The sequence below is a fragment of the Stagnimonas sp. FW305-C-60 genome (assembly GCF_058782965.1).
Genome location: NZ_JBYSYF010000001.1, coordinates 566,520 through 590,460 on the forward strand (window position 1 = coordinate 566,520; position 23,941 = coordinate 590,460).

Here is a 23,941-nt window from a genome sequence, read left to right on the forward strand (position 1 = left end):
AAGTATCTGGCGCTTCCGATGTCGGGCGATACCCTCTGGCTGAACTGTGTACGCCGACTGGAAGCACAGCTTTCGGAAACGGATGTCAACGCGTTTCTGCGCCCGTTGCATGCCGTGCTGTCGGCCGACCAGCTCACCTTGCTGGCGCCCAACCGGGTGGTGGTGGAACGGGTTCGTCGCGATTTTCTGGCTCCCATCCGCAAGACCCTCAGCGAGTTGCTGCCTTACGACCTGACCATCAATGTCACGGTCGGCGCGCCCAGTGCCATCGCGCCCCGGGCGGCGGCAGAGAAAATCGAAGACCCACTGCCGATATCGAATTTTGCTACCGGCCGGCTCGACCCGCGCTACACCCTGGATGCCTTCATCGAAGGCAAGTCCAACTCCCAGGCGCGGGCCGCTGCCGAATATGTGGCCAGCGCACCGGGCGGGCAGTACAACCCCTTGCTGATCTACGGCGAGTCTGGCCTCGGAAAGACCCACCTGATGCACGGTGTCGGTCACGCCATCCTGGCGCGCAACCCGCGTGCACGCGTGGTCTATATCGGCGCCGAGCAATGGTTAAACCAGTTCACCTCGGCGATTCGCCTGGGTCGGGCGGAAGAGTTCAAGAACCACTACCGCACGGCAGACGCCTTACTGATTGACGACATTCATTTCATTGCCGGCAAGGAACGTACGCAGGAAGAGTTTTTCCACACCTTCAATGCCCTGATTGAAGGTCGCAAGCAGATCGTCCTTACCTGTGATCGCTATCCAAAGGAATTGGATGGCCTGGATGAGCGGTTGAAGACCCGGTTTGCTTGGGGCTTGTCAGTGCCGGTGGAGCAGCCGGACCTGGAGACCCGAGCGGCGATCCTGATCAGCAAGGCCGATCAGCAGAATCTCAAGCTCAAGGAAGACGTAGCTCTGCTGATTGCCCGCAGAGTGCGTTCCAATGTGCGTGAACTCGAAGGCGCACTCAATCGCCTAGCCGCAACGGCGCGACTGACCGGCAGTCCGGTGACGGTCGAATTTGCGATGGAAAGCCTGCGCGACATGTTTGCGGTCTACGATCGCGCGGTAACGCTGGACAACATCAAGAAAGAGGTTGCTGGCTATTTCAACATCCGCCTCACTGATCTGACCTCGGTCAGGCGCACACGGTCTTTGGCCAGACCGCGACAGATCGCGATGGCACTGGCAAAAGAGTTGACCCAACACAGCTTCACCGAGATCGGCGACGCCTTCGGTAAAGACCACACCACGGTGTTGCATGCACACCGAAAAGTGGCGGAATTACGGGAGTCTGATCCGCGCGTGCGGGAGGACTACAGCAACCTGTTGAGAAAGCTAACAACCTGATGGCAAGCCTGGGGATGTAAGGCCAGGAACTTGTGGATAAGCTTGTGGAAATACCAACTGACTTTCTTATCCACCGGTAGTGCAGCGTCAATCGACGCGACAGCTAGGGCTGGAAGAGGGCAAAATTTTCGATGTAAGGTGTTGGTTTAAAAGCAGTTTTTAAACTTATCCCCAGATTAAGTGGCGCATTAATATTATTACTGTTGAGGATTCCTGTTTATGCATATTCGTCACGTCCGCAACGAACTCCTGGGAGCACTTCAGACTGTCGTCGGTGTGGTGGAACGGCGTCAGACCTTGCCCATCCTCAGCAACGTCTTTCTGGAAGCACGCGATGCTGAACTGGTGGTGCGCGCCACCGACCTCGAAATCGAGATGGAAGTCAGCACACCGGTACAAAACCTCAAACCAGGCAAGGTGACCGCTCCTGCACGGAAGCTCTACGACATCCTGCGTGGCCTGTCAGAAGGTGCCGAAGTCAGCTTTGAGGTTGCCGAAGAAGGCCGCATGCTGGTCCGCTCCGGTAAGAGCCGATTCACATTGGCGACTTTGGGGGCAGAGGAGTTTCCTTCTTTGGCAGGCATCCAGGCCGATACCCAGGTGACGCTGAAGCACAAGGATCTACGCAGCCTGATCGAGCGAGTGTCGTTTGCCATGGCTCAGCAGGATGTCCGCTACTACCTCAACGGCATGCTCTTGCACATCGGGCCCAACTGGGTGCGCGCGGTCGCGACCGATGGACACCGTCTGGCGATGTCCGAACTCAAGCTGGAAACCGGCGTCAAGGATGACCTGCAGATCATCCTGCCGCGCAAGGCGGTGCTGGAATTGGCCCGCTTGCTCGATGGTGGTGATGCAGAGGTGACGTTGAGCATCGGTGGTGGCCAGATTCAGGTGCAGCTGCTGAACCTGCGGATCACCTCCAAGCTCATCGACGGTCGCTTCCCCGACTACGAGCGGGTGATTCCTGACTCGCAGGATCGCCGGGTGCTGGGCAATCGTGAAAAGGTTCGTGCTGCCCTGTCCCGTGCTGCCATTCTTTCCAACGAAAAATTCCGTGGCGTCCGGTTGCAGCTGGAGCCTGATCTGCTGCGCATCCAGACTCAGAATCCGGAGCGTGAGGAAGCCGAGGAAGAGGTCGAGGTGGAGCTGGATGGCGAACCGATGGAGATCGGCTTCAACGTTACCTATCTGCTCGATGCGCTCGACGCCATGAAGACCGAGAACTTCGTGCTGGAGCTGCGTGGTCCGGATGCCAGCGGCCTGCTGTTTGAAGCTGGCGACACCCAGAGCAAGTACGTGGTCATGCCGATGCGGCTCTAGACGGGCCGCTCGCTTCTCGTTCGATGCGCATTACCAGGGTCGCAGCGGAATCGCTGCGACGTTTCGAACGGTTTCGCCTGGACCCTCACCCTAGGGTCAACGTCCTGCATGGCGCCAACGCTGCAGGCAAAACCACCATTCTCGAAGCGGTTTACCTAGCGACCCGCGCCAGCAGTTTTCGGGCGCGACGGTTGGAAGAACTGATAAGGGAAGGCCAGACGCAGGCGCGGGTACAGGTGGCACTTGCTGAAGACAGTGCGACAGCTTCGCCTCCAACCCCATGGTCGGTGTCTGTGCAACGTGGTGAAGTGCAGGTTAGGCGCTTTACGGAAGTCAGCAGTCGCAAGGACTTGGCTGAAGCCGCACCGGTTGCCCTAGTGGATAGGCAGTTGCATCGGGTTTTCGAAGAAGGGCCGGTGTATCGGCGCCGTTATCTCGATTGGGGTTTGTTCTACGTGGAACATTCCTTTTTTTCACTCTGGCGCCGTTATGAACGCGCCTTGCGGCAACGTAATCAGGCGTTGCGCCAAAGGCTGGCTCCCGCGCAGATTGCGGCCTGGGACCCAGAACTGGTTATGGCAGGCGAGGCGCTGCACCGTCTGCGGCACAATCATCTGTCGGTGCTGGAGGTGGAGGTAAAGATCTGGCTGCGTCAGTTGCTGGATACCGACCGCGTCAGCCTGCAGTTGGCAGCTGGCTGGGATGAAAGCCTCGATTTGCAGTCGGCTCTGAACCAGGGACTCGCAGGCGATCGCAAAATGGGTTTTACCCATGCCGGACCGCACCGGGCCGAGTTGCGGCTACGTTTTGAGGGGCACGACGCCCGCAGCTTTGTCAGTCGCGGCCAGCAGAAATTGTTGGCCGTTGCGATGATCCTGGCGCAGGCCAGTTTGGTTGCCAGAGTGCGCAGAAGTGCGCCGGTGATCTTGCTGGACGACCTGGAAGCCGAGCTGTCTCTGGATTGGCAACGTCGGTTGTTGGCAACGCTGACAGAGTATCCCGGACAAAGCATGGTGACGTCGCTAGAATGGCGTGTTGGCTTGATGCCTGCGGGGAATGCCAGCACAGATTACCGCGTGTTCCACGTGGAACATGGAAATTTGAGTGTCGTGGATCCTGCCTAAGCGACGCTCCAAGTAAGCCGGAAACCAAGATGTCTGATCAAGAAAACAAGTACGACGCCTCCAGTATTCAGGCTCTGGAGGGCTTGGAAGCTGTTCGCAAGCGGCCCGGCATGTACATCGGCAATACCGATGACGGTTCTGGCTTGCACCATCTCGTGTTCGAGGTGGTCGACAATTCGGTAGACGAGGCACTTGCTGGCTACTGCTCGCAGATTGACGTGGTCATACATTCCGACGGCAGCGTGACCGTCACGGATAACGGTCGTGGCATGCCGGTGGACCTGCATCCCAAGTTCAACGTCTCCGCCGCCGAAGTCATCATGACCGTGCTGCATGCCGGCGGTAAGTTCAACCAGAATTCCTACAAGGTATCTGGCGGTTTGCACGGCGTTGGCGTGTCAGCAGTCAATGCGCTATCCAGCCGCCTGGTGCTCAGTGTCTGGCGCGATGGTCAGGCGTATCAGCAGGAATATCAGTTCGGTAAGCCGATGACCCCGATGAAGACTCTGGGTCCCAGCGAGCGCCGAGGCACCGAAGTGCGCTTCTGGCCGGATGCCAGCATCTTCAAGCTCACCGAGTTTCATTACGACATTCTGGCCCGCCGTCTGCGCGAGCTGTCCTTCCTCAACTCAGGCGTGCGCATCCACCTGCGCGAAGAGCTCACTGCGCGCGAGGATGTGTTCGAGTTCAAGGGCGGCATTCAGGCCTTTGTCGACTTTCTCAACAAGGGAAAGACGCTCGTCCACCCGACGATCGTGCACTTTGTCAGCCAGCAGGACCGCGTTTCCGTGGAAGTCGCTCTGCAATGGAACGACAGCTACGAAGAGCGCGTGTTGTGTTTTACCAACAACATTCCGCAGCGCGACGGCGGCACCCATCTATCCGGCTTCCGCGCCGCGTTGACCCGCTGCCTAAACAACTACATCGACAAGGAAGGCCTGGCCAAGAAAGAAAAGGTCGACTTCTCCGGCGAGGATTCGCGTGAAGGCCTGACCGCGATCATCTCGGTGAAGGTGCCGGAACCGCGCTTCTCCAGCCAGACCAAGGACAAGCTGGTCACCGAGGAAGTGTTGCCGGCGGTCACCGCCGCCATGAACGAGAACTTTGGCAACTTCCTGCTGGAAAACCCCAAGGAATCACGCGGCATCGCCGGCAAGATGATCGAGGCCGCCCGCGCCCGCGAAGCCGCCCGCAAGGCGCGCGACATGACCCGCCGCAAGGGTGTGCTCGATATCGCTGGTCTGCCTGGCAAGCTGGCCGACTGCCAGGAAAAGGATCCTGCGAAATCGGAACTGTTCCTGGTCGAGGGTGACTCTGCCGGCGGCTCCGCCAAGCAGGGTCGTGACCGTGCCTTCCAGGCCATCCTGCCGCTCAAGGGCAAGATCCTGAATGTGGAACGTGCACGTCTGGAGAAGATGCTCAGCTCGGCCGAGGTCGGCACCCTGATCACCGCCCTGGGCTGTGGCATTGGTCGCGACGAGCTCAAGCCGGAGAACCTGCGCTACCACCGCATCATCATCATGACCGACGCCGACGTCGACGGCGCCCATATCCGCACTCTGATCCTGACCTTTTTCTACCGGCACATGCTGCCGATCCTGGAACGTGGGCACATCTACATCGCCCAGCCGCCGTTGTATAAAGTAAAGTCAGGAAAATCAGAGAGTTACGTAAAGGACGATCACGCGCTGACCCGCTGGCTGATGGGGCAGGCGCTGGACGAGGCCGAGCTGATTCCGGGCGAGGGCCAGCCGGCCCTGCCGGCCGAGCGCCTGAAGCGCTTGATGGAAGAACGCGCCGCTATCGGTGACGCCCTGGCCCGCCTGGGCCGCCGCTACGATGCCTTTGTGCTGGGCCGCCTGCGTGTGCACGCACCGCTACCCACAGACGAAACCGGGATGGCCGCTTGGGCGGAGCGCTTCTACACCGATCTCAACAGCGTCGGCGTGCTGAACGGCGCTTATTCGGTACAGGCCCGGATGGTCAACGGCCATCCGCAACTTACCGTGCTGCGCAACCAGCACGGCGCCGAGCACAGCACCTTCTTCGGCGAGGATTTCTTCACCGGCGGTGAATACCGCCAGATCGTCGCGTTCAACGAGGCCCTGCGTGAGCTGATCAAGCCGGGCGCGGTGGTACGGCGTGGCAACCGCCAGAAGGCGGTCGAAAGCTTCCCGGAAGCCGACGATTGGCTGATGAGCGAGGCTCGCCGCGGCCTGCATATCCAGCGCTACAAGGGCCTGGGCGAGATGAATCCCGAGCAGCTGCACGAGACCACCCTGGACCCGGCCAATCGCCGCCTGGTGCAGGTCAGTATCGAAGACGCGGTGGCCGCCGACCTGATCTTCACCACCCTGATGGGCGAAGACGTGGAACCGCGCCGCGAGTTCATCGAGAAGCACGCGCTGCTGGTCGGCAATCTCGACGTCTAGAATCGGGCTACCGGGGTCGCGTTCTGCGCGATCCCGGTAGCCCTGCGACACAAGAGCCCCCCAGGGGCCGGATCGAACTGAGGAGAAACCCATGAAACTGGCCCAGGCGGCTAGCACCGCCCTGTCTGTCGCGCTCGCGACCACGCTCAGCCTGCTGGCCGCTTGCGGCACCGGCGATAGCAGCGACCACAGCAGTGGAATCGGCGATGAAACCGGAACCGGTGCCAAGCAGGCCTGGTTCAGCTACCAGCGCGCCGAAGAAGCGCCGGGCACGGTGGCCCAGAGCGGGCTGAAGATCACGCTGCGTGACGGTGTGCAGCTCTCGGCTTCGGTGGCGCTGCCGGCCGATGCGGACGGCAAGGCGCTGCCCGGGCCGTTCCCGGTAATCCTGACCCAGACCGGCTACAACAAGAGCGTTCCGGCGATCCCGGCCAGCAATGCCTTCCTGGTCCGTCACGGCTACGCGCATCTCAGTGTCGATGTGCGCGGCACTGGCATGTCCGGCGGAACCTGGGAGGCCTTCGGCGAGAACGAACAGGGCGACTACCTGGAGGTGATCGACTGGGCCGCCAAGCAGAGTTGGAGCAACGGCCAGGTCGGCACCTGGGGCGCCTCGTTCATGGCCATCACCCAGTTGTTCACTGCCGCGCATCAGCACCCGGCGCACAAGGCGGTGTTCGCCATCGTGCCGATGGGCGACGCCTACCGCGACATCGTGTTCAGCGGCGGCCAGGTCAACATCGGCTTCATCCCGCTCTGGATGGGACTGGTCACGGGGCTCGGCCTGTTGCCGGTGGAGCCGGACCCGCAGTTGCCCCTGGTGCTGGCCGAGCATCTGCTGGGCGCCCTGACCCAGTTCCAGGTGCCGGTCATCGCCCAGGCGGCGGTCGGTTCGGGTGGGCAGAACTATGACAGCGATTTCTGGCGCATCCGTTCGCCGCTGGAGTACACCGACCGTATCCGGGTGCCGACCTTCGTTGTCGGCGGTCTCAACGATATCTTCCAGCGTGGCGAGCCCCTGCTGTACGAGGCGCTCAAGGGCCACACCACCAGCAAGCTGCTGATTGGTCCCTGGCAGCATGTGGGTGGGTCAATGGGCGAGGGCCTGCCGCGCGACAACGTACCCGATCTCGACTCCATTGCCCTGATGTGGTTCGACCGCTACCTGAAGGGCATGGGCAACCAGGCCGAGAGCGTGCCCAACGTCACCCAGTATCTCTGGGGCGAGGAGCGCTACAGCACCGCCGCCGACTGGCCGCATCCGCAGGCTCGCCCCGAGCGCTGGTATCTGCGCGGGGACCAGAGCCTCAGCAAGACCGGGCCGGCGGCTGATGAGGCCAGCCGCGTAGCTCTGCAGCAGCCGGTCAACGGCCTCTGCTCCACCAGTACCTCGCAGTGGACTGCCGGCCTGCTCGGCGCGACGCAACTGCCCTGCTTCAGCGACAACCGCTTGAACGAGGCCCTGCTGGAGCTGAGCTACACCAGCGAGCCGATGGCCGAGGACTATTACTTCAATGGCCCGATCCAGGCCGACCTCTGGGTGTCGTCCACCGGCACCGACGCCGGCGTGCTGGTGCGGGTCACCGAGGTGACCGCGGACGGCGTTTCTCACGAGCGCAGCAACGGCATCCTCACCGCTTCCTTCCGCGCCACCGATGAAGCCCGCTCGCGCAAGCTGGCTGGGCAGATGATTCAGCCCTGGCATGCCTACACCGAGGCCTCGCGCCAGCCGCTGGTGGCCGGCGAGCCGACGCTGCTGCCGATCGAGGTGTTCCCCACCAGCGTGGTGATCAAGAAGGGCAACCGCCTGCGCGTCACCGTCAGTGGCAGCGACTTTCCGCATGGCTTGCCGCCGGTGACCGATCTGGTCGATCAGGCACTGGGGCTGATCACTTTCTACAGCGATGCCGCGCACCCATCGAGCCTGCTGCTGCCGGCGGTGCCGGTGAGCGCCATCACCGCGCCCTAAGCAGGCGGCGGCGTAGGCGCAGCAAGATCGGGCGTTTCCAACCTCTGCTGGCTGCGGCGCATCTATGGGCCGCAGTTCTTTAAGGAGGAGAGACGCCGATGAAACGGAATTTACGGCCCAAACATGGCCAGACGGCCAGCACTCGGATGCTGGAAACCATCAACAACAGCGTGGTCGCCGCCGCGATGCTGGCCTGCACCCTGCTGGCCTTTGGCGGCAATCAGCCGCTGGCCGCCGCCAGCAGCACTGCAGCGCCAGTCGCGGTGATCGAGCTGGAAGGCCTGGTGGTCACCCCGCGCGCGAACTATGGCGCCAAGGCCTGGGAAGCCCGGCAGCTGGCGCTGCTCCGCGCCTCACAGTTAGCAGCCCAGGTCCGGCCGCTACCGCAGCGCCAGTGCACGCTGCCGGCGCCGGCGGCCCGGCCACGAACCCAGACTTGCTAGCGCTACCGCGCGAGTTCCGCGGGGATGGGCGACGCCCGCTGGTCGCTGGCGACATAATGCGCTGGAGCCCGCAGGGAGCGGTCCATGAAGACAGTCGCGCTCTACCACCTCAAGGGCGGTGTCGGTAAGACCGCCGCCGCGGTGAATCTCGCCACCCTGGCCGCCAGTTCCGGCCTGCCGACCCTGCTCTGGGATCTCGATCCCCAGGGCGCGGCCAGTTGGACGCTACGTGCCGAGCCCCCCGAGGCCGCCAAGCCGAAGTCGCTGTGGACCGGCGGCGCGCCCATCGGCCAGTGGGTTCAGGAAACCGCTTGGCCGAACCTGTCGCTGATTCCCGCCGATCTTGCCAGCCGTCATCTCGACACCTGGCTGCGCAAGGATGGCCGCGACACTCTGGCGACGCTGCTCGAACCGCTCTCGGAAAGTTTCTCGCTGTGCGTGCTCGACTGTCCGCCCAGCCTCTCGCATCTGGCCGACAACATCTTCACTGCCGCCGACCGCGTGCTGGTGCCGACTGTGCCCACGCATCTCTCGCTGCGCGCACTCAAGCAGCTGCTCGACTACTACGCCGGAAACGATTTCCCCAAGGCCAAGCTGCGCGGATTCTGGTCGCTGGCCGACCGCCGACGCAGCCTGCACCGGGCGCTGATCGAGCAGCCACCCAAAGCTATACCCAGGCCCTACAAGGCGGTGATCCCCTACGCCTCCGGCGTGGAGAAGATGGGCGAGCACCGCGCGCCGATCGAGGACTACGCCAGCAGCCACCCGGCCGCCGAGGCCTACCGGCTGCTGTGGAAGGAACTGAAAGCCGACCTCAAGCCCTGAACGCCCAGCTCCAGCCTCAGCCGGCATAGCGCTCCACCAGCGCCTGCACCGGCGCCAGCAGGGCCAGCAGCTCGTCGTGGTGATTGGCGGTGACGGTGATGTGGCCGATCTTGCGCTGCGGCTTGGGCGTCTTGCCGTAGAGGTGTACATGCACGCCGGGCAGTGCGACCAGCTCGGCCAGCGGCGGCGCATCGCCGATCAGGTTCACCATCGCCGATACACCGCGCAGGCCGGTGCCGCCCAAGGGTAGACCAGCGACCGCGCGCAGATGATTCTCGAACTGCGAGCACTCCGCGCCCTCGATGCTCCAATGCCCGGAGTTGTGCACGCGCGGCGCGATCTCGTTGGCCAGCAGATGGCCGCCGGCGACGAAGAACTCGAAGGCCAGCACGCCGACGTAATTGAGGTGCTCGGCGACCCTACGGGCATAGTCCTCGCCCTCGCGCTGCAGGGGATCGGCCAGAGTCGGGATCGCGGTGCGCAGAATGCCGTCGCGATGGACATTCGCCACCAGCGGGTAGAAGCGCATCTGGCCGTCCTGGGCACGCACCGCCAGACAGCTGACTTCCCGTTCGAAGGGGATGAACTGCTCGAGGATCAGTGGCTGCGAGCCCAGGCGCTCCCAGGCGGCTTCCAGCTCGGTCTCGCTGCGCAGCACCGCCTGGCCCTTGCCGTCGTAGCCCATGCGCCGGGTCTTGAGCACCGCCGGCAGGCCAAGCTGGCGCACTGCCAGTCGCAAGCCTTCCAGCGAGCTGATCGCCGCGTGCGCCGGCACCGGGATGCCCAGGTGCTGGAACAGCTGCTTCTCGTGCAGGCGGTCCTGGCCGGCGGTGAGAGCGGCCGGCGCGGGATGCAGGGGAATGCGATTGGCGACGAACTCGGCGCTCTCGGCGCGGACGTTCTCGAACTCGAAGGTGGCGACGTCGACGCTCACACAGAACTCGGTCAACGCGCGCTCATCGTCGAAGCCGGCATGGATGTGCGTGCCCAGCGGCGCCGCACAGGCCTCGGTGGCCGGGTCAAGAAAGACGAAGTCGAGGTTGAGCGGATAGCCCGCCAGCGCCAGCATCCGGCCCAGCTGGCCGGCGCCCAGAATGCCGATTTTCATGGGGCGGGAGGCAGTTCCAGCGGGGCGTCTTCCAGCACCTTGCGGGTCTGGGCGGCGCGGTAGGCGTCCAGGCGCTCGGCCAGGGCGGCGTCCTCGTTGGCGAGGATGGCGGCGGCCAGTAGCGCGGCATTGGTGGCGCCGGCGCGGCCGATGGCCAGGGTGCCGACCGGGATGCCGGCTGGCATCTGCACGATGGAGAGCAGCGAGTCCTGGCCGTTGAGCGCCTTGCTTTGCACCGGCACGCCCAGCACCGGCAGCCGGGTCTTGGCGGCGCACATGCCTGGCAGGTGGGCGGCGCCGCCAGCGCCGGCGATGATCACCTTCAGCCCACGGCCGACGGCTGCTTCGGCGTAGTCGAACAGGAGATCGGGGGTGCGGTGCGCGGAGACTACGCGAGCCTCGTGCGGTATGCCGAGATCGACCAGCGTCTGCACGGCGTGCTGCATGGTCTCCCAGTCCGAGCGGGAGCCCATGATCACACCGACGAGGGGTTTAGCGGAGGCGCTGTGGCGCGGACTTTCCGGCACGAGGTTTCCGTTGTTTGGCGGGAAAGTGCCCAATTCTGCCATCCTGCGCGGCAGGCTGCATGTTTTGCCGTTCGACGGCGTGGCGGCTGCCGAGTCTAGGAAGGACAATAAGAAAATGATCGACAGCCCCAACCAGGCTTCCCTACGGGACGCCGCCCTGTTCCACCTGGCGTTCTTCGCCCTCGCCCTACCGCTGACCTTGAGCCTTGAGGGCCACGATCTGGGCCGCGCGCTGATCTGGCTGGCGGCGCTCTACAACCTGGCGCTGCCGCTGGCGGCGCGCTGGCGCCGGCACCCGCAGTGGTATGTGCTGTGGACCTTCCTGCTGCCGCTGTCGCTGACCCTGCCGGCCGCCGACTGGCTGCTGGTCAAGCGCCTGGGCACCCTGGTGTTCCCCAACTACGGCGTGCCCAAGCTCGCCAACGTGGTGCCGGTCTACTTCGCCGGCATGTGGATCATGCTGCTCTGGCCGATCACGCTCTACGCGGCGGCGGTACAGCGCGGCTGGTCCTATTTGTTCGCTGGTGTCACCGGGCTGCTGCTGTTCCTGCTGGCGGAATGGGCCGCGCCCGGTCTGGGCCTCTGGCATCCCCAGAACGTGCTCACCGTCGGCGGTGTCGCGCTCTACCTGCTGGTCCCGGAAGCCCTGCTGGCGGTCGCCGCGCTATGGATGTGGCGGGTCACCGCCGAGGCGCCGCGCTGGCAGAAGATCGCCGGCGCGCTGGCGGTGACGGTGTTCTATGCCGGCGCGTTGTCGCTGTTCCTGCTCTGGATCAAGTAAGGCCGCCCAACCTCCGTTTGATCCGAGCGCGCGCCGCGTAGCAGCGCCCCTCCGCGGCCTCTCGACTTTCTGGAATACCCCGCGGTGTGCGGGGTGCAGTCCTCAGTCAGATCGGGATTCCCGCCCAGGCGGGAATGCCCGCAGCGCGCCGAAACAACCCGGCGCTAGTTCGACCCGAGCAAGTCGAACTCGACCGTGACGCTGGCGTTGGCGCGGATCTGGCCGCCGGCGAAGCCCATCTGCTCGTTGCCGGACATCTCCGGCGCGGCATCGGCGCGCATCGCCATGGCTTTCACCATCGGCACTGGCGGCGGCAGCGGCTGGCTGCCACCGGCGACGACATTGCGGGCGGCGCCCAGCTTCAGTCCCAGGGTCTCGGCCAGCACCTGCGCCTGCGCCTGGGCGTCGGCGGCGGCGCGCGCCAGGGCGCTGCGCTCGATCTCCTTGAGCTTCGAGGACTCCAGCACCGGCGGGTTGACTTGGTTGACCCCCACCTTGGTGGCGCGCAGCAGGGCGTCGCCAAGCTGGTCGAGCTTGCGCACCGTCACCTCGATCTGGCGCCGCGCCAGATAGCCGCGGAAGCGCTGCTGGTTATCGACCCAGTCGTATTCCGGGTTCACCGAGTAGCCGGCGGTGTTGATGTCCTCGTCCTTGAAGCCCAGGGTCTTGAGCTCGGCCAGATAGGCACGCACCACCTTGTTGACCTCGGCCTCGGCGAGGCGCAGGTCGAGATTGCGCGCCTCCACCGCCATCGACAGCCGCGCCCGGTCGGGCAGGCCGCTGGCCTCGCCCTGGCCGCTGACGGTAACCACCCGCGCCGCCGGCGCTGGCGGCTGGGCCTGGGCGAGAGAGGCGGCGGTGAGCAGCGCGAGGGCGGGCAGCAGCAAGACAGGACGCATGGGGACTCCCAGGGAGGACGGACAGGATCGGTGCCGCAGGCTAGGTGAGTAGTGTGAACCCTGACTTAAACGTTTGAACTAACCGCGGTCACCGGCCGCGCCGGTCTGGCTGGCGACCGCGCTGCGCAGATCGACCACCTTAACCGTCGCGCCGTCGGACAGCGTTTCACCGCCGCGGATGACCACCTCGTCGTCCGGCGCCAGCGCGCCCTCCACCGCCACATAGGCGCCGTCGGCCACGCCCAGGCGCACCGGAATACGCTCGGCGACACGTGTCTGTTGCGGGCCGTCCTTGAGGCGGAACACGGCATTGCCTTCGGCGCGGATCACCACCGCGTCGCGCGGCACCACCAGGGCGTTGCGCGAGGCTTCCAGCGGCAGCTCGACGCGCAGGGTCTCGCCCACTGGTGGTTGCGGCTTGAGGCTGGCGACATCCACCAGGGCCTCGAAGGACTGCGAGCGCGCATCGCCCACCGGCACCACCGCCCGCACCTTGCCGGCGCTGGCCACGCCGGCGGCGCTCAGCACCCGCACCTCGGTGCCGCTGTGGATCGCCCGCACATGGCGCAGCGGCAGGAACAGCCGCAGTTCCAGATTGCCGGTGTCGGCGAAACGCGCGATCACCTCGCCGCGCGCGGCCTCCTCGCCGGCGCGCTTGATGCGCTCGCTGACCACACCGGCGACCGGGGCACGCAGCACCGCGCGGCTCAGGCGCTCCTGGGTCTGGCGCAGGCTCACGCGGGCGATTTCCAGATCGCCCTTGGCAAGATCGCGGGTGTCCTCGGCCTGGTTGAGCTGCACCCGCGAGATCGCGGTGCCAGCGGCGCGCAGACGCTCGGCCTCGCGCTCGGCGGCCTTCACCGCCACCTCGCCGCGGGTGACCCGCGCCTGTTGCTCGGCGCGCTGCAATTGCAGCTCCTCGATGTCGAAGCGCGCCACCACATCGCCCGCCTTCACCGCGGTGCCCGGTTCCGCCACCCACAGCAGGCGGCCAGCGACCGGCGCGGCGAGGTCGGCAGCAGCGCGCGACTGCACCACCCCGGTGACGGTGACGCTGGGCGCGATGGCACGCAGCTCGGCGCGCGATACCCGCACTGCGGCAGGCGCGGGGCCGCCCTGGGCAAAGGCCGGGGCGGACAGAATCAGCAAGGAGAGGAGCAGGACGCGGTTCATGGTTTGAGCCTCGAAGAATCGGATGAAACCTTCCCTCTCCCACCAGGGGAGAGAGGCGCAATGCGTATTCATTTGCCGTAGGCCTCCAGGTCGCTGATTGGCGCGTGGGCTGGCTGTGCTGCCGGCTTGCGCGCTTCGCCGATGCGCAGCAGCGCCGGCATCAGGAACCAGGTGAACAGGGTGCCGATCACCATGCCGCCAGAGACCACCGCCGCCAGGCCACGGTACACCGCGCTGCCCAGGCCGGGCATCAGGATCAGCGGCAGCATGCCCAGCACGGCGGTGAGGGTGGACAGCACGATGGGCCGGGCCCGGGTTTCCAGGGCCTGTTGCACAGCGTCGCGACGCGACATGCCGGCGTGCTCGCGGGCGCGGGTCTGATCCACCAGCAGGATCGCGGCATTGACCACCAGGCCGAGCAGGATGATGAAGCCGATCATGGTCAGAAGATCCAGGGCCTGGAAGCTGAACAGCCCCAGCAGGCGCAGCGCGGCGATGCCACCGGCGGTGCTGACCGGGATCACCAGCATCACCAGCAGGGAATCCCAGACCGAGCGGAACAGCGCCGCCATCAGCGCGAACAGGATCAGCAGCGCCAGCGCGAAGTTGTTGGCCATCGCCTTCAGCGCCTCCTGCAGGTCGTTGGCGGAGCCGGCGTAGGTGAGCTGGGCGTTTTCCGGCAGCACCGCCCGCACCTTGGGCTCCACCTGCTCGCGGATGCGCTGGATCGCCTCGTCCAGGCTCATGTCCTCCGGCGGCTCGAAGCCGACGGTGATGGTGCGGCGGCCGTTGATGCGCGCCAGCTCCGAAGGCCCGACGGTGGTCTGGATGCGGGTCAGCTCGCCGACGGTCTGGATGCCGGCATTCGGCGTCATCAGCGGCAGCTCAGCCAGCTGCTCGGGGCTGGTCCACTCGCTGCCCTTGAGGATGATGTCCAGGCGCTCGTTGCCGTCGAAGTACTCGCCGGCCCACAAGCCCCCGGTGTAGGCGCGCAGGCTGCGCGAAACCGTGTTGCGGTCCAGGCCGGCGCGGCTGATGCGCCACTCGTCCGGCTTGAGCTGCAATTCCGGCTGGCTGAACTCCAGCGGCGGATAGGGCTGCGGGAAGGTATCGGGGATGGCCTTGGGGATTTCCTGCTCGGCCACCTTCGCGGCCGCCATCAGGCCTTCCAGCTCCGGCCCTTGCAGCCAGAGCCGGATTTCGCGGGCGTTGTTGCCATCCACGCTCAGCAGCGAGCCGCGGTTGGCGAAGGCGGCGGTGTCGGGCAGTCCGGCGAGGATCTCCTCCTTGAGCAGCTTCACCACCTCCTGCGTCTTCTCCGGGTCGCGGGCGTAGGCCACCACCACGCCCTGGCCGCCGCCAGCGAAGGCCGAGAAGTTGTAGTACTTGATCGCCGGCTCTTTCTTGCCTTCGTAGTAGGGCTGCAGGCGGCCGATCACCACCGGCGCCACCTCGCGCTTGAAGGTTTCCAGATTGCCGCCCGGCGGCAGGCGGAAATTGCCCCAGACGTTCTCGGTGGGCGCCACCGGTAGGTAGTCGGGCTTGGGCCGCATCAGCAGGGTGAACGCGGTCGCACCCACGACCAGCGCGGCGATCCAGGCGGCGCGCGCCGCCGGCGCCTCGGTGGCGCGCATCGCCAGCCGCGCCATCGCCTGCCACCAGTGGCCGTGGCTATCGGCCGGAATGCCGCGCGCCAGCGCCCAGCGGTTGGCGGCCGGGATCACTGTCATCGCCACCAGCAGCGAGGCGGCGTGGCTGACGCTCATGGTGATCGCCAGATCCTTGAAGAGCTGGCCCTCCAGGCCTTCCATGAACAGCACCGGCAGGAAGATCGCCACGCTGGTGAGCATCGAGGCGAACAGCGCCGGGATCACCTCGCGGGCGCCGTCGAGCGTGGCATCCCAGGCGCTTTTGCCCTCCTGCACGTAGCGCAGGATGTTGCCCTGCACGATCAGCGCGGCGTCGATGACGATGCCGGTACTGAAGGCCAGGCCGGCCAGCGAGATGACATTGAGCGTGCGCTCCAGCGCATGCAGGGTGATGACCGCGAAGGCCAGAGACAGCGGGATGGTCGCCGCCAGCACCACCAGGGCGCGCGGCCCGCGCAGGAAGTACCAGAGGCCGCCGACCGCCAGCAGGATGCCGATGATCAGGCTCTCCTGCACGAAGCCCACCGCGCGGCGCACGTAGACGCTGGCGTCCCAGGACAGGTCCATCACCAGCTTTTCCTGCGCCAGCGGCCCGGCGTTGAGTTCGGCGATGGCTTCCTTGATGCCGTCGAGCAGGCCGACGATGTTCGATTCCGAGGTGCGGTTGACGGTGATGTAGTAGCCCGGCACGCCGTTGCGGTAGGTGAAGGCGCGGGCGTCCTGGTAGGCGATCTGGATGTCGGCGACCTCGCGCAGGTACAGCGGCCGCTCGCCGTCATTGCCCAGCAGGCCGCTGCCGCCGCCGCTCCAGCCGACGATCAGCTCGCCCAGCTGGCTCACCGGCTCCTTGCCGGTGAAACGCACGGTGAACTGCCGGCGGCCGACATTGGCGAAGCCGGCGGAGACGTCGCGGGCGCCGGCCACCAGCTCGGCCAGGCGCGAGGGCGTCAGCCCCAGCGCCGCCAGCCGGTGCGGGTCGAAGGACACCCGCACTTCCCGGGGCCGCCCGCCTTCGAGGTTGACCCGGGATACGCCGGGCACCCGCGCCAGCCGTGGTTCGACCACCTCCTCCATCAGCTTCTGGTAGACCGAGGCCGGGTCCTGCACCGGGTTGCCAGGCAGCGGCCGCACCAGCATCGAGGCAGCGTTCGCGCCCTGCCAGTTGTCGCCGGCGAACACCTGCGGCTCGTCGGCGTCCGGCGGCAGGCTGGGCAGGGTGTTGAGGCGGCTGACCACGTCCAGCATCACCCGGGTCATGTCGGTGCCGATGCCGAAGGTCAGCGCCACGCCGCCAAAGCCGCGTCCGGCGTTGGCACGCATCTCCTTCATGCCCGGCAGGCCGCGCATGGCCTCCTCGATGGGTTCGATCAGCGCCTCTTCCAGCTCGCTGGGTGCGGCCTCGCGCCAGCCGACCTGAATGAACAGCTGCGGCTGCTGGGTGTCGGGTAGCAACTGGATCGGCAGCCGTGCCATCGCGATCCAGCCGAACAGCAGGACCAGCAAGGCGGCCGCGATCACGGCCGCCGGATTGTTGATGGAAAATTTTTCCAGGCGCATGTTTTCTCCCCCTCCGGGTTCTGCGGCCGCTGATGAAAGGGCGCAGCAATTCAGGGCTTCGATACGCGACCCCCGGTCAGGGGTTTAAGATGCGCGCCCGAAAGTTTTCTTCTGGGTGGTTAGCAGCCGTGCAGGGTCAGGAAGAAGTCACCCTCAGTCGCGACGTCATCGGTGTCCTGATTCCCCAGGGCACCAAGGTGGAGTTGCCGGAAGGCGCCGTGGGCGTCATCACCCAGGCCCTGGGCGGTAGCTATACCGTGCAGGTGCAGGGGCATCTGTTCCGTCTCGACGGGCAGGACGCCGACGCCATCGGCAAGCCCAAGCCGGCGCAGCTGGAGCTGCCGGAAAACCCCACCGACAAGGAAATCGAGCAGGCGGTCTGGGGTCAGTTGAAGACGGTCTACGACCCCGAGATCCCCATCGACATCGTCAATCTCGGCCTGGTCTACGACTGCCATGTGCTGCCCGGTGCCAGCGAAGAGCAGCGCAAGGCCAGCATCCGCATGACCCTGACCGCGCCCGGCTGCGGCATGGGCGACATCCTGGTGGCCGATGTGAAGACCAAGGTCGCCTCGGTGCCGAAGATCGCCGAGGTGGAGGTGGAGCTGACCTTCGATCCGCCCTGGACTCGCGACATGATGAGCGAAGAGGCCCAGCTCACCGCCGGGTTCATGTGAGGCCAGCTCGGAGGGCGATGCAATGAGCGAAACCCTCACCCGACAGGTTCGCATCCAGGTGCAGCCGGAATACCTGCCGGCGCAGTCCATGCCGCAGGTGCAGCGCTGGCTGTTCGCCTACCACGTCCGTATCGAAAACCTCGGCAGCTACGCGGTGCAGTTGCTGAACCGCCACTGGGTCATCACCAATGGCGAGGGCGAAGTCGACGAGGTGCGCGGCCCGGGCGTGGTTGGCCAGCAGCCGCTGCTGCAGCCGGGCGAGAGCTTCAGCTACACCAGCGGCTGCCCGCTGGATACGCCGGTGGGCACCATGCACGGCGAGTACGAGATGCTGATCCCGGCCAGCGGCGAGCGTTTCGACGCCCTGATCGCACCCTTCCGCCTGGCGGTGCCCGGCGCGCTCAACTAGTAGCGCGGCGCCTGCGGCCCAGCTAGCGGCCGTTGCTGGTGATCGACGGGTCCAACCGGTTCAGGGCCCGGCCGACATCGGTCTCGCCGGTGCTCTGCAAGTCCTCACGGTCGTAGACCCGCCCCGGCCCGGCGACCTCTGGGCACTCGCCCTTGGCGTCGCGCTCCGGGCGGATGCGCGAGCCGGTCGGGGTCTCGCAGCGTTCCAGCTTGGGCTTGGATTCGGCTTGGGCCTGGGCCTCCTCGGCCTGGGCCGGCAGCCAGCCCGGCAGGGTCAGCAGGGCGGCGAGCGTCATGGCAAAACGGATATGGCGCATGAGGGACTCCGTAGGCGATGGGGACGCTCCTAGGACCGCCGCATCCGCCAGGCCGTTCCGTACTCGTTTTTCAGGTAGCGCAAAAACGCCGCCAGCACGCCGCGCTCGAGGTTCAGCGGCTTGCCGTCGGCCAGGTCTTCGATCTGCGCGTAGTACCAGCCCATCTGGCCGAGCAGGTTGATCAGCTTGACCACGAAGTTGCCGGAGCTCGGCGCGAACATCCCACCGCCCAGCTTCAGGCTCTTCTCGAAGGACGGCGCCTCCAGGCTGGCGCCGCTGAGCAGGCGCTTGGGCAGGTCGGGCTCGGTGCACAAAGGCCGGGCCAGGCCGATCACGTCGATGTCGCCGCTTTCCAGCGCCGCCTCCATGGCCTCGCGGTGGCGGAAGCCGCCGGGCATCAGGATCGGCATGGTCGCGACCTTGCGGATCGCCGCCGCGTATTCGAGGAAGTAGGCCTCGCGCTGCCGGGTGCTCTGGCGCATCGGCCTGGCGTCTTCGGCGCGGCCCTCGTAGCCGAGCAGCTTGGGCTGCTCGTAGGTGCCGCCGGAAATCTCCAGCAGATCGACGCTCTCGGCGTTGAGCCACTGCACCAGTTGCAGGCAGTCGCTGAACTCGAAGCCGCCCTTGCGGAAGTCGTCGGAATTGAGCTTCACCGACAGCGGAAAGTCCGGCCCCACCGCCTTGCGCACCGCGCGCAGGGTTTCCAGCAGGAAGCGCGAGCGGTTTTCCAGCGAGCCGCCCCAGGCGTCCTGGCGCTGGTTGGTGACCGGCGAGAGGAAGCTCGAAAGCAGATAGCCGTGCGCCGAATGCACCTGCACGCCGGTGAAGCCGGTGTCGCGCGCCACCCTTGCCACCGCCGCGAAGCGCTGGATGAAGTCGAGGATCTCCGCCTCGGTCAGCGCGCGCGGCCGGCGGTAGTTGCCCATCAGGTCGAGCTGCACCTCCGAGGGCGCCAGCGGTTGCTTGGCCACGTACCAGGGCGACTGCCGGCCGGCGTGGCTGATCTGCATCCACAGATGGTTGCCGGCGACGGTGCCGGCCTGCGCCCAGGCGCGCAGGCGCTCGTAACCCTCGTGGCCGGGCCGGTAGGCCGAGGCCGGGTCGATGGCGACATTGCCCGGCCGCTCCATCACCCGGTTGTCGATCATCACATTGCCGGTGATGAGCAGGCCGGCGCCACCCTCGCTCCACTGCCGGTAGAGCCGGTTGTGGCGCTCGCTGGCGTAGAGCCGGGGGTCGGACAGGCCCTCGGTCATCGCCGACTTGCACAGGCGGTTGAGCAGTTGAGCGCCGCAGGGCAGGCTCAGGGTTTGCGCGAGTCGCGTCATCGTGGGTTTCTCCTGGAAGCCGGCGACGCTAACGCAGTTTTGCGCTGACGAGAAAGAGCGTGGCCGTCAGCGCCTTCGCCGTTCGTCACCTGGGCTTTGCCGCCACCCGGCGCCGGGTCTAGGCTCGACCGGCGCGTCGGGAAACGCGCCTTGTCAGAGGCTTTAAGACCAAGAATTTGGGGAGGGCGATGCTATGAAGCTCGTCGATCTTTTGAACCTTGCCCGCTACCTCGCGAGGCGGACATGAGTGCCGCCACGCCACGGCCGCCGCGCTGGCGCCGCGCCTACCCGGACGCGCTGTTGCAGGCGGAGCGCGAGCGCCTGTTGCTGCGCCGCGCCCATCTCGGCCGCGCCGCCGAGCCACCACCGCCGGAGCTGGAGCTGCCCGCCGACAGCACCGGTCTGGCCCTGTCCGGCGGCGGCATCCGCAGCGCCACCTTCGCACTGGGCTTCTTTCAGGGCCTGGGCAAGGCCCGCCAGCTGCACCATCTGGATTTCCTGTCGACGGTGTCCGGCGGCAGCTATTTCGGCGCGGTGATCAGCAGCCTGCTGGCGCGCCCGGGTGGCCCGAGCATCGAGCAGGTCGAGGATCTGCTGCCGGAAAGCCCGCCGCTGAACGCCCGCCCGGCCGCGCACAAGGACGGCCGCCCCGCGCCCTGGCTGCGGCGCAATGGCTATTACCTGGCACCCAACGGCGGCGATGTGCTGCTGGCGGGCAGCATCTGGCTGCGCAACTGGCTGGCGCTGCACCTGGTCATCTTCATCGCCCTGGTGACCGGCGGCCTGCTGTTGCAGCTGCCCTGGCTAGTGCTGGGAGATTCCACCCACAAGCTGCCACTGACCGCGGCTTTGCAGGCCGGCGTTTCGTCCGGACTCGTCGTCAGCCCCTGGCTGGATGTGCTGCTGCTGCCCCTGCTGCTGGCGCTCGCCGCCGGCTGGGCTTTCTGGCTACTGCCCGGCAGCGCCCCGCCCCCGGCGCAGCCGGCGATGCCGGGTCGGCTGAGCGAGCGCCTGCGCGAACCACATCCGGTGCTCGGTGCGGTGCTCGCCGTGCTGCTGGCCGGCGCCATCGCGCTGCTGCCGCGCTACGCGCAATCGCCCTTGCTGAACTGGCCCTGGCTGCCGGGCGCGGCGCGGGCGCTGCTGCTGGTGGCGCTGCTCAGCCTGGTGCTGCGGTATTGGGCAACGCGAAAGGCGGCGCCCGGCGATGGCGCCGCGCGCAACTGGCTGTCCCGCTACCTGGCGCGCTGTCTGGGCCTGGCCGGGCTGCTGCTGCTGGTGGCGCTGACCGACAGCCTGGGCCAGAGCGCCTACGCCAGCCTGTTTGTGAAGGAGAGCTACTGGGCCGGCGCCTCGGCGTTTGCCGGCCTGGTGCTGGCGGCGCTGTCACGCCTGCTGCTGCTGCCGAAAACCGCCAAGGCCTGGCTGACGGAGAAACTGCCGGAAGGCCAGTCGCTGCTGTCCAGCCTGCCGCAGCTGTCGTTGCAGAAGCTGGTGCCGGTCATTGCCGCACTGCTGGCGCTGTTCTGGCTATCGGCGGCGGTCACCTTGAGCCATGCCATCGCTCGCGACTTCAAAGACCCCTGGCTGGTGCATCCGACGCGGTCGCCGCCAGCGGTCGCGGCGACCGCCGTAGCCGAGCCGGAGACCGAGAGCGAACCCGAACCCGAACCCGAACCCAGCAAGGACAGCTCCGATCAGCCCGCGCCGGCTAAGGCAGTATCGGCCACAGAGGTAGGCGCCAAGACAGAGACCAAGGGCAAGGCCCCGCCTGCCGCACCTGTCTGCCCGCTGGCGCCGCCCGAGACGCCGACCTGCCCGCCACCACCGGCGGCGCGGCTGGCGCCACCGGGGCCTGCGCAGCTCTGGCCCTGGCTCTGCGGGCTGGTGCTGCTGGGCTCGTTCAGCCTGCTGTTCGGGCACACCTGGTCGTTCGTCAACCGCTCGTCCTACCAGGCGCTGTACGCGGCGCGGCTCACCCGCGCCTATGTCGGCGCCGGCAACCCGGAGCGCACCCGCGAGCGCAAGCCGGTCACCGATCCCCTGCCGAACGACGATGTGCCGCTGGCGCAGTTCGCCAGCGAAGACGTGCAGCGCCGGGGCGGGCCGCTGCATCTCATCAACGTCACCGTCAACGAGACCGCCAGCGCCAACGAGGGCACCGTCAACCGCGACCGCAAGGGCATCGGCATGAGCGTCGGACCCTGCGGGTTCTCGGCCGGAGTCAGCCATCACGCCCTGTTGCTGAACGGGGCAACCGAGTTGCAGGCCCTGCACCGGCCGGCCAGCGCCCAGGAGCGCGAGCGCGGGCTCAGCCGCTACAACATGTTCGGGCTGGCGCAGGGCGCCGACGAGGCCGCACCCAGCCGGCTGGAGGCGCTGACGCTGGCCAACTGGACGGCGATCTCCGGCGCCGCCGTGGCGCCCGGCCTGGGCCATCACGGCGGCCTGGGCCTGAGTTTTCTGATCGCCTTCGCCAATCTGCGCCTGGGCTATTGGTGGCGATCCGGCTCCGACGCCTATCGGGCCACCTCGGTATCGCGCAATGCCCGCGGGCTCGCGCGCCAGTTGCGCCGGCTGCTGCCGGTGCACTTCTACCTGGGCTTGGAATTCGCCGGCCGCTTCCCGGGCGCCGACGAGCCCTACTGGTATCTCACCGATGGTGGTCACTTCGAGAATCTCGGGCTCTACGAGCTGATCCGCCGGCGCCTGCCGCTGGTGATCAGCGTCGACGCCGAGGCCGACCCCGACGGCGGCTTCGAGAGCTTGGTCGGCCTGATCGGCAAGGCCCGCGTCGATTTCGGCACCGACATCGAATTCCTCGACGAGACCGAGCTGAAGGACTCAGGCCTGCTGCTGCCCGGCCTGGTCGGTCCGCTGGACCAGCTGGTGACCGTCACCGGCGACGCCCCGGCGCCGGCGAAGGCGCGGCTGGCGCTGGCGCGCCTGAAATACCCCGAGGGCGCGCCCGGCTGGCTGCTGTACCTGAAGGCCGCCTATGTCGGCGATGAACCCCGCGATCTGCACGCCTACCGCCAGCAGCAGCCGCGGTTTCCGCACCAGACCACCGGCGATCAGTTCTTCGACGAGACCCAGTGGGAGTGCTACCGCAAGCTCGGCGAGCACACCGCCGAGCGGCTGTTCGGCGAGGGCGCGCCCTACGCCGGCTTCAAGCCTCCGCAGCCGCAGCCACAGCCCCCTAACGCTGGCAGCGCGGGCAATAGCAGCTCTGGCGATTCCCCAGGCGCAGACTCCTGATGGCGGTGCCGCAGACCCGGCAGGGCTGGCCCTCGCGGCCGTACACGTAGAGATCCTGCTGGAAGTAGCCGGAGCGGCCGTCGGCGCCGGCGAAGTCGCGCAGGGTGGTGCCGCCCTGCTCGACCGCCTCCGCCAACACCTCGCGCACCCGCTCGGCCAGCTGCCCGTACTCGGCGCGCGTGAGCTTGCCGGCCGGCCGGGTCGGGCGGATGCCGGCGCGGAACAGGCTCTCCGCCGCGTAGATGTTGCCGGCGCCGACCACCACGCCGCCGTCCATCAGGAAGGTTTTCACCGCCGCGCTCTTGCCGCGCGAGCGCTGGAACAGATAGTCGCCGTGGAAGTCGGCGGAGAACGGCTCCGGCCCCATGGTCTCCATCAAGGGATGCGCGCCCTGCGCCGCCGGCCAGGGCAGCACCGCGCCGAAGCGGCGCGGGTCGTGGTAGCGCAGCACCAGGCCGCCTTCCAGCTCCAGGTCGAGATGGTCGTGCTTGCGCAGCGGCACGTCTCCGGCCACCACCAGCAGCCGCCCGGACATGCCCAGATGCACGATCAGCCGATCCGGCGGCGCGCCTGGCTCGCCCTCGAGCAGCAGCAGCAAATACTTGCCCCGGCGGTCGGTGCCGACGATGCGGCGGCCGGCGACCCAGGCCGCGAAATCCGGCGGCACCGGCCAGCGCAGGCGCGGCTCGCGCACCAGGGCGCGCAGGATGCGCTGACCAAGCACATGCGGCTCCACGCCGCGGCGGACGGTTTCGACTTCGGGCAATTCGGGCATGGCGGCGATTTTAGTGGTGCGCTG

Annotated in this window: 19 protein-coding genes; 11 read left to right on the plus strand and 8 right to left on the minus strand. The window is 66.8% G+C overall.

What is annotated here, in order from left to right; all coding sequences use genetic code 11:
* Positions 1–18 precede the first annotated feature (18 nt).
* From dnaA to AC3WT6_RS02705, 7 genes are all read left to right on the plus strand, one after another.
* The gene (gene dnaA / locus AC3WT6_RS02675) at positions 19–1,344 is read left to right on the plus strand and encodes a chromosomal replication initiator protein DnaA (RefSeq protein WP_492652012.1); all 1,326 of its coding nucleotides are present in this window, start codon (positions 19–21) and stop codon (positions 1,342–1,344) included.
* A gap of 219 nt (positions 1,345–1,563) precedes the next feature.
* Positions 1,564–2,667 carry a DNA polymerase III subunit beta gene (dnaN, locus tag AC3WT6_RS02680; RefSeq protein ID WP_492652013.1) on the plus strand — a complete coding sequence of 368 codons (1,104 nt, stop codon included), beginning with the start codon at positions 1,564–1,566 and terminating at the stop codon, positions 2,665–2,667.
* Between the two features lie 23 nt (positions 2,668–2,690).
* Positions 2,691–3,791, plus strand: a complete 1,101-nt coding sequence (recF, locus tag AC3WT6_RS02685) for a DNA replication/repair protein RecF (protein WP_492652014.1) — start codon at positions 2,691–2,693, stop codon at positions 3,789–3,791.
* 29 nt (positions 3,792–3,820) lie between these two features.
* Positions 3,821–6,223, plus strand: a complete 2,403-nt coding sequence (gene gyrB / locus AC3WT6_RS02690) for a DNA topoisomerase (ATP-hydrolyzing) subunit B (RefSeq protein ID WP_492652015.1) — start codon at positions 3,821–3,823, stop codon at positions 6,221–6,223.
* A 91-nt stretch (positions 6,224–6,314) separates the two neighbouring features.
* A complete protein-coding gene (locus AC3WT6_RS02695; RefSeq protein WP_492652016.1) occupies positions 6,315–8,192 on the plus strand; it encodes a CocE/NonD family hydrolase in 1,878 nt (625 codons plus the stop codon).
* Between the two features lie 98 nt (positions 8,193–8,290).
* Positions 8,291–8,635, plus strand: a complete 345-nt coding sequence (locus tag AC3WT6_RS02700) for a hypothetical protein (protein WP_492652017.1) — start codon at positions 8,291–8,293, stop codon at positions 8,633–8,635.
* Positions 8,636–8,719: 84 nt separating this feature from the next.
* The gene (locus AC3WT6_RS02705) at positions 8,720–9,460 is read left to right on the plus strand and encodes a ParA family protein (protein ID WP_492652018.1); all 741 of its coding nucleotides are present in this window, start codon (positions 8,720–8,722) and stop codon (positions 9,458–9,460) included.
* 16 nt (positions 9,461–9,476) lie between these two features.
* Here AC3WT6_RS02705 and AC3WT6_RS02710 read toward each other — a convergent pair whose 3' ends face one another.
* Both AC3WT6_RS02710 and purE read right to left on the minus strand, forming a co-directional pair.
* Positions 9,477–10,568, minus strand: a complete 1,092-nt coding sequence (locus AC3WT6_RS02710; protein ID WP_492652019.1) for a 5-(carboxyamino)imidazole ribonucleotide synthase — start codon at positions 10,566–10,568, stop codon at positions 9,477–9,479.
* Complete coding sequence (gene purE / locus AC3WT6_RS02715) at positions 10,565–11,041, minus strand: 5-(carboxyamino)imidazole ribonucleotide mutase (protein ID WP_492652020.1); 477 nt, start codon at positions 11,039–11,041, stop codon at positions 10,565–10,567. The genes AC3WT6_RS02710 and purE overlap by 4 nt, the downstream gene beginning before the upstream one ends.
* Positions 11,042–11,210: 169 nt before the next feature.
* Here purE and AC3WT6_RS02720 point away from each other — a divergent pair, with 169 nt between their 5' ends.
* Positions 11,211–11,876, plus strand: coding sequence for a DUF6989 domain-containing protein (locus AC3WT6_RS02720; protein ID WP_492652021.1), 666 nt, complete (start codon positions 11,211–11,213; stop codon positions 11,874–11,876).
* 164 nt (positions 11,877–12,040) lie between these two features.
* Here AC3WT6_RS02720 and AC3WT6_RS02725 read toward each other — a convergent pair whose 3' ends face one another.
* The 3 genes from AC3WT6_RS02725 to AC3WT6_RS02735 all read right to left on the minus strand — a co-directional run bounded on the left by AC3WT6_RS02725 (position 12,041) and on the right by AC3WT6_RS02735 (position 17,154).
* Entirely contained in the window at positions 12,041–12,775 is a 735-nt protein-coding gene (locus AC3WT6_RS02725) for an SIMPL domain-containing protein (RefSeq protein ID WP_492652022.1), read from the minus strand.
* A gap of 78 nt (positions 12,776–12,853) precedes the next feature.
* Positions 12,854–13,948, minus strand: a complete 1,095-nt coding sequence (locus tag AC3WT6_RS02730; protein WP_492652023.1) for an efflux RND transporter periplasmic adaptor subunit — start codon at positions 13,946–13,948, stop codon at positions 12,854–12,856.
* A gap of 68 nt (positions 13,949–14,016) precedes the next feature.
* Complete coding sequence (locus AC3WT6_RS02735; protein WP_492652024.1) at positions 14,017–17,154, minus strand: efflux RND transporter permease subunit; 3,138 nt, start codon at positions 17,152–17,154, stop codon at positions 14,017–14,019.
* A gap of 128 nt (positions 17,155–17,282) precedes the next feature.
* On the opposite strand from AC3WT6_RS02735, the gene sufT reads away from it, so the two are divergent.
* Both sufT and apaG read left to right on the plus strand, forming a co-directional pair.
* Complete coding sequence (gene sufT / locus AC3WT6_RS02740) at positions 17,283–17,831, plus strand: putative Fe-S cluster assembly protein SufT (RefSeq protein WP_492652025.1); 549 nt, start codon at positions 17,283–17,285, stop codon at positions 17,829–17,831.
* 22 nt (positions 17,832–17,853) lie between these two features.
* On the plus strand, positions 17,854–18,240 hold the full coding sequence (apaG, locus tag AC3WT6_RS02745; protein ID WP_492652026.1) for a Co2+/Mg2+ efflux protein ApaG: 387 nt from the start codon (positions 17,854–17,856) through the stop codon (positions 18,238–18,240).
* A gap of 22 nt (positions 18,241–18,262) precedes the next feature.
* Here the strand turns inward: apaG and AC3WT6_RS02750 are convergent, their stop codons facing one another.
* Positions 18,263–18,556 (minus strand): hypothetical protein, encoded by a 294-nt coding sequence (locus tag AC3WT6_RS02750; RefSeq protein ID WP_492652027.1) that lies wholly within the window; start codon positions 18,554–18,556, stop codon positions 18,263–18,265.
* Positions 18,557–18,585: 29 nt separating this feature from the next.
* A complete protein-coding gene (locus AC3WT6_RS02755) occupies positions 18,586–19,884 on the minus strand; it encodes an NADH:flavin oxidoreductase/NADH oxidase family protein (RefSeq protein WP_492652028.1) in 1,299 nt (432 codons plus the stop codon).
* A gap of 243 nt (positions 19,885–20,127) precedes the next feature.
* On the opposite strand from AC3WT6_RS02755, the gene AC3WT6_RS02760 reads away from it, so the two are divergent.
* Positions 20,128–23,142: a patatin-like phospholipase domain-containing protein gene (locus AC3WT6_RS02760; protein WP_492652029.1), complete on the plus strand. Its 3,015-nt coding sequence runs from the start codon at positions 20,128–20,130 to the stop codon at positions 23,140–23,142.
* On the opposite strand, the gene mutM is transcribed toward AC3WT6_RS02760, so the two are convergent.
* On the minus strand, positions 23,084–23,917 hold the full coding sequence (gene mutM / locus AC3WT6_RS02765) for a bifunctional DNA-formamidopyrimidine glycosylase/DNA-(apurinic or apyrimidinic site) lyase (RefSeq protein WP_492652030.1): 834 nt from the start codon (positions 23,915–23,917) through the stop codon (positions 23,084–23,086). The genes AC3WT6_RS02760 and mutM overlap by 59 nt on opposite strands.
* Positions 23,918–23,941 lie beyond the last annotated feature (24 nt).

Coding starts and splice junctions, on each gene's coding strand:
- dnaA (WP_492652012.1), top strand. CDS start 19: ATGTCGGGCGATACCCTCTGGCTGAACTGTGTACGCCGACTGGAAGCA.
- dnaN (WP_492652013.1), top strand. CDS start 1,564: ATGCATATTCGTCACGTCCGCAACGAACTCCTGGGAGCACTTCAGACT.
- recF (WP_492652014.1), top strand. CDS start 2,691: ATGCGCATTACCAGGGTCGCAGCGGAATCGCTGCGACGTTTCGAACGG.
- gyrB (WP_492652015.1), top strand. CDS start 3,821: ATGTCTGATCAAGAAAACAAGTACGACGCCTCCAGTATTCAGGCTCTG.
- AC3WT6_RS02695 (WP_492652016.1), top strand. CDS start 6,315: ATGAAACTGGCCCAGGCGGCTAGCACCGCCCTGTCTGTCGCGCTCGCG.
- AC3WT6_RS02700 (WP_492652017.1), top strand. CDS start 8,291: ATGAAACGGAATTTACGGCCCAAACATGGCCAGACGGCCAGCACTCGG.
- AC3WT6_RS02705 (WP_492652018.1), top strand. CDS start 8,720: ATGAAGACAGTCGCGCTCTACCACCTCAAGGGCGGTGTCGGTAAGACC.
- AC3WT6_RS02710 (WP_492652019.1), bottom strand. CDS start 10,568: ATGAAAATCGGCATTCTGGGCGCCGGCCAGCTGGGCCGGATGCTGGCG.
- purE (WP_492652020.1), bottom strand. CDS start 11,041: ATGGGCTCCCGCTCGGACTGGGAGACCATGCAGCACGCCGTGCAGACG.
- AC3WT6_RS02720 (WP_492652021.1), top strand. CDS start 11,211: ATGATCGACAGCCCCAACCAGGCTTCCCTACGGGACGCCGCCCTGTTC.
- AC3WT6_RS02725 (WP_492652022.1), bottom strand. CDS start 12,775: ATGCGTCCTGTCTTGCTGCTGCCCGCCCTCGCGCTGCTCACCGCCGCC.
- AC3WT6_RS02730 (WP_492652023.1), bottom strand. CDS start 13,948: ATGAACCGCGTCCTGCTCCTCTCCTTGCTGATTCTGTCCGCCCCGGCC.
- AC3WT6_RS02735 (WP_492652024.1), bottom strand. CDS start 17,154: ATGCGCCTGGAAAAATTTTCCATCAACAATCCGGCGGCCGTGATCGCG.
- apaG (WP_492652026.1), top strand. CDS start 17,854: ATGAGCGAAACCCTCACCCGACAGGTTCGCATCCAGGTGCAGCCGGAA.
- AC3WT6_RS02750 (WP_492652027.1), bottom strand. CDS start 18,556: ATGCGCCATATCCGTTTTGCCATGACGCTCGCCGCCCTGCTGACCCTG.
- AC3WT6_RS02755 (WP_492652028.1), bottom strand. CDS start 19,884: ATGACGCGACTCGCGCAAACCCTGAGCCTGCCCTGCGGCGCTCAACTG.
- AC3WT6_RS02760 (WP_492652029.1), top strand. CDS start 20,128: ATGAGTGCCGCCACGCCACGGCCGCCGCGCTGGCGCCGCGCCTACCCG.
- mutM (WP_492652030.1), bottom strand. CDS start 23,917: ATGCCCGAATTGCCCGAAGTCGAAACCGTCCGCCGCGGCGTGGAGCCG.